This is a genomic window from Paenibacillus sp. P4_A7, assembly GCF_056402455.1.
The window spans coordinates 1-5404 of record NZ_JBFUHJ010000392.1 but is presented as its reverse complement, the minus strand read 5'-3'; the positions used below and the strand labels follow the sequence as shown (position 1 = coordinate 5404).

Annotated in this window: 2 protein-coding genes; one reads left to right on the top strand and one right to left on the bottom strand. The window is 45.6% G+C overall.

All coding sequences use genetic code 11. The features are described 5' to 3' along the window. A partial coding sequence (gene gltB / locus AC1DWN_RS27100; protein WP_477561996.1) for a glutamate synthase large subunit occupies nt 1–3703 on the bottom strand: 3703 nt, incomplete at its 3' end. Between the two features lie 439 nt (nt 3704–4142). Between gltB and AC1DWN_RS27095 the strand changes: the two genes are divergently transcribed. Further along, a partial coding sequence (locus tag AC1DWN_RS27095; protein WP_477561995.1) for a stalk domain-containing protein occupies nt 4143–5404 on the top strand: 1262 nt, incomplete at its 3' end.

Here is a 5404-nt window from a genome sequence, read left to right as displayed (position 1 = left end):
CCTGCGTACAATAGCGTGCAGCCGATTGCGGCAAATCCGCTTCATACAGCAAGCCAGAGAGATCAAGCCCCTTCGCCTTATAATGCTCAATCAGTTGCTTCGTTTCAAGAATGTCAACGCGTCCGACCATTTCTTGAATGGTCCGGAAACCAAGCTCAGCCATAATTTCACGCAGCTCTTCCGCAATAAAGCGCAAGTAATTCACCACATGGCTCGGATCACCCATAAACTTTTTGCGAAGCTCTGGATTTTGTGTTGCCACACCTACAGGACAAGTATCGAGCTGACACACACGCATCATGATACAACCGAGAACGATGAGCGGAGCAGTTGCAAAGCCATATTCTTCAGCTCCAAGCAATACAGCAATCGCGACATCGCGGCCCGTCATCATTTTACCGTCTGTCTCTAGTGTTACGCGGTCACGCAAGTTGTTAAGCATGAGTGTTTGATGCGTTTCAGCAAGCCCAAGCTCCCACGGCAGACCCGCATGTCTAATCGAACCCATTGGTGAAGCGCCTGTTCCGCCGTCATAGCCGCTTACCATTATTACATCAGCACGGCCTTTAGCAACGCCTGTTGCAATTGTTCCTACACCGACACCGGATACGAGCTTCACATTAATACGAGCGCGTGGGTTGGCATTTTTCAAATCGTGTACAAGCTCTGCCAAATCCTCAATGGAATAAATATCATGATGAGGAGGAGGTGAGATAAGTCCTACGCCTGGCGTAGAGCCGCGTACTTCAGCAACCCATGGATATACTTTAAGTCCAGGCAGTTGTCCACCTTCACCAGGCTTTGCGCCTTGCGCCATCTTGATTTGAATTTCGTCCGCGTTAACCAGGTAATTACTCGTTACGCCAAAACGTCCGGAAGCAACTTGTTTAACCGCGCTTCTTCTGGAATCACCGTTCGCGTCGGGAATGAACCGAGCCGGATCTTCCCCGCCTTCGCCTGTATTGGATTTTCCACCGAGACGGTTCATAGCAATAGCAAGACTCTCATGCGCTTCCTTACTAATCGAGCCGAAAGACATCGCGCCCGTCTTGAATCTCGTTACGATTGATTCTAATGACTCAACTTCCTCAATCGGGATTGATTCTCGTCCTGCTTTGAATTGAAGCAAGGAACGAAGCGTTAAATGCTTCTTATCTTCCCCTTGAATAAGGGATGAAAATTTCTTGTACAGCTTGTAATCATTTGCACGGGAAGCCATTTGCAGCGTGTGGATCGTTTGCGGACTAAATAGATGATCCTCGCCGTCCTTGCGCCATTGGTATTCACCACCGGAATCAAGTTCCTTCTCGCCACCCTCTTGATCAGAGAAAGCCCGGTTATGATGCTTTAATGTCTCTTCCGCAATGACATCAAGTCCGATGCCGCCAATTCGGGACGGCGTCCACGTGAAGTATTCATTAATCACTTCTTCTTTCAGCCCGAGCGCTTCAAAAATTTGTGCACCGCGGTAAGATTGAATAGTCGAAATACCCATTTTKGACAATATTTTAACTACGCCCTTAGTGGCCGCTTTAATATAGTTTTTAACAGCTTTCTCATGGGATAGGCCGCGAAGCATTCCTTGGCGTATCATATCATCTAGCGATTCGAATGCAAGGTAAGGGTTAACTGCACTAACTCCGTAACCGAGCAGCAAAGCGTAGTGATGCACTTCGCGCGGTTCACCCGATTCAAGCAATAAAGCAACCTTTGTACGCGTACCTTGACGAATTAAGTGATGATGCAGTGCCGAAACTGCCAGCAATGCAGGAATAGCTGCATTCTCTTTATCTACGCCGCGATCGGACAAAATAAGAAGATTATGCCCTTTCGATATAACACGGTCCGCCGCTTCACACATTAGCTTCAGTGCATCCCGAAGACCAGTTTCTCCTTCACTTGCAACGAAGAAGATTGGAAGAGTAATTGATCTAAAGCCTGGACGACGAACATGACGAAGCTTAGCAAACTGTTCGTTAGACAAAATAGGTGTATCCAACTTTATGTGACGACAGCTCTCAGGCTCAGGATTGAGCAAATTACGTTCCGGCCCAATCGTAGTTCCAGTCGCTGTAATAATCTCTTCACGAATCGCATCAATCGGCGGGTTCGTTACTTGAGCAAATAGTTGTTTAAAATAGTTGTATAAGCGCTGCGGACGCTCGGATAACACCGCAAGCGGCGCATCATAGCCCATCGAAGCAATTGGCTCCGCTCCGCTGCCAGCCATCGGCTCCAGCACTTTACGAACATCCTCGAACGTATAGCCAAACGCCTGCTGTCTCAATTGAACCGTATCATGATTCGGTTCAGGGAGCTCAGGAGCTTCCGGCAAATCCTCTAAATCTACTAAATGCTCATCAAGCCACTCACGGTAAGGGTGCTCCACTGCGATTTCAGCTTTAACTTCCTCGTCGGAAATGATTCTGCCTTGCTTCGTATCTACAAGCAGCATACGACCAGGGCGTAAACGATCTTTGTATAAAATATCTTCCGCTGGAATATCAACTGTGCCAGCTTCTGATCCAAGTATAATATGATCGTCCTTCGTTACGTAATAACGAGCTGGACGCAGACCATTCCGGTCTAGTACGGCTCCGATTTGCACGCCATCCGTAAAGCCAAGCGCTGCCGGTCCATCCCATGGTTCCATCAATGTGCTGTGATATTCGTAGAAAGCTTTGCGCTCATCACTCATGCTCTCATGGTTTGACCAAGGCTCAGGAACCATCATCATAGCAGCGTGMGCCATTGAACGGCCTGACAAGAATAGAAATTCGAGCGTATTATCAAACATTGCTGTATCGGAGCCGTCAGGGTTAATGATTGGCTTGATTTTCTCCATATCATCGCCGAACAGTTCAGTAGCAAACAATGTCTGACGAGCATGCATCCAGTTCACATTACCGCGAAGCGTGTTAATCTCGCCGTTATGGATCATATAATGGAAAGGGTGCGCGCGCTCCCAGCTAGGGAATGTATTCGTACTAAAACGGGAATGAACAAGCGCCATTGCGGATACAACTGTCTCATCGTTAAGCTCGGTATAAAATGAACGTACCTGCTCGGTCGTAAGCATTCCTTTATATACGATCTTTCTAGAAGACAAGCTAGAGAAGTAGAACATGCTGCCGCCTTCTTTGCCGGCATATCTAATAGCAAGCTCAGCGCGCTTGCGGATTACGTATAATTTGCGTTCAAAAGCCATATTATCCTTCAAGCTTTCATTCTTGCCAATAAACAACTGGCGAACGTAAGGCTTAACTGCAAGTGCTGCTTCACCAAGCTTCTCATCGATAGTAGGAACTGTACGCCATCCAATCAGCGATTGATTCTCTTCTGCAACAATAGACTCCACCTCGCACTCAATTGCAGTGCGAGCAGCTTCATCCTGCGGCATAAATATCATTCCGACCGCATATTGTCCTTCCTCTGGAAGCTCAAGCTCTTGCTTTTTCAATTCAGCTGCAAAAAAAGAATGCGGAATTTGAAGCATAATTCCCGCTCCGTCTCCCGTGTTCGGGTCGCTGCCTTGACCACCGCGATGCTCCATATTCTCAAGCAGCGTAAGCGCTTGACGAATGACCTTATGTGATTTTACTCCCTTGATGTTGGCCACAAAGCCCATGCCGCAAGCATCTTTCTCAAATTGCGGATCATATAGACCTTGTTTCGGAGGCAATCCCAAATTATTCTTTTTCATTATGTGCAACCTTTCTATCAGAAGATTTTTGAAGTAAATCGTGCATAATTAAAAAATAAGCTGGAATGAAAACGGTTATTCCTCTTCATTTTTGGCTTTTTTTATAATAGAATTGTAGTTGAACAGACTTATCGGCCTGCTGCTTACTATTCCTTGCTTAACTGGGTCTTGAGACGCACCATGTTGGTGCTTCTTTTTTATACGGACCGTATTCCGATCCTTTTACCGACTTCTTGCGCTTATTCTAGTATTTTAACACCAGCCCAAAAAGGAATCAATTTATTATTGTTATAAATGTTTGTACTAATTGCATACTGTTGCAGCATCGTACAATGTGCTTAAACTGCACTATTTACGGTGCATTTTGATGTGGTTTATGAACAGACTCTCAAGTATTTGCATTTATTCTGTTTTTAATAAGACTAAAGGAAGTGACCGTATGTTAAAGAAAACGGAAAGAATAATGTCAATTAAAACGACCATTATTGCTGTAACCGCTTTGTCGACGATAGCACTGACGCCTTTGAATTTACCAGTAAATATGATTAAGCATAGCTCAGCTATCGCTTCAGCCGCAGCAGTATCGGACTCAAAGGCAGTAAATGATAACTTTTACTATATCGTTGCTTTGGGAGATTCTCTTACAGCGGGCTATGAGCCTGGCTTTACTGAAGAGTCTGTTAACAAAGTGTACGGGTATGTCGAGCATGTCTATGAACAGGCGCTTTTCCATGGACTTCGTGCAAGCTATACGAATTATGGAGTTATAGGCCTACAAACAACAGGCTTAAAATTGTGGATGGAAGCGGCAGCACAAAATATTAGTCTAGAGGCTTCAGCTGTTCAGAAAAACCTTCCTGATCCGCGAGCAGACAAAATGTTCGCTGACACGAAAAACCTGAATGCTGCTTTGAAAGCGGCTGATTTGGTCGTATTGACGATCGGCGGCAATGATGTTAATGCGGTGATGTCTAAGCTCACTGCAGATAAACAGTCAACTACATCAAATGAGGCTGCTGCCTTGCTTAAGAGCGCGCTGGACAATTATGAAAAAGAGCTGGAAGCAACACTGCGCATAACGGCCAAGCTGCAGCCTAACGCTCAGTTTGTCATAGCGAATCAATATTCGCCTATTCCTGCTCCCATTAAGTTTGGAGATTCGGTCAAAGTATTTTTCGAAGAATCTGATCGTTTATTTCTAGTGGACGGACTAACACAGCTTGGTGAACGCCTTGACCAGGTCGCTCAGCGCTTAAATAAAGACGGTATCAAAGTAACAACTGTTGATGTGGCCAAAGATTTCGTGGGCAATGAAATTCCTTATACGAATATAAGTAACAAGGAGCTCGACATTCATCCGAATAAAGCGGGCTATGCCGTTATGGGCAAAGCTTTCACAAATGCAATTTGGGGGGATTATCGAACGGTAAAGCCTAGAGAGACTGGAACTGACATTTCCGTTGTCGTTAAAGGTAAAGAGCTGTTGACGGCTAACAAGCCGCTGCTTCTAGAGAGCCGCACATTTGTAGCGCTTCGCGACATTATTGAAGCTACGGGGGCAGAACTCAATTGGATCGCCTCTACCAAAACGGCATCGATCGTCCTTAAAGATCGTACCGTTGATATTACGATAGGGGCGAATACGATCAAAATAAACGGAAAAGCGGTAAAGCTTAATGCGCCGCCGGCCTTCCTTTATAG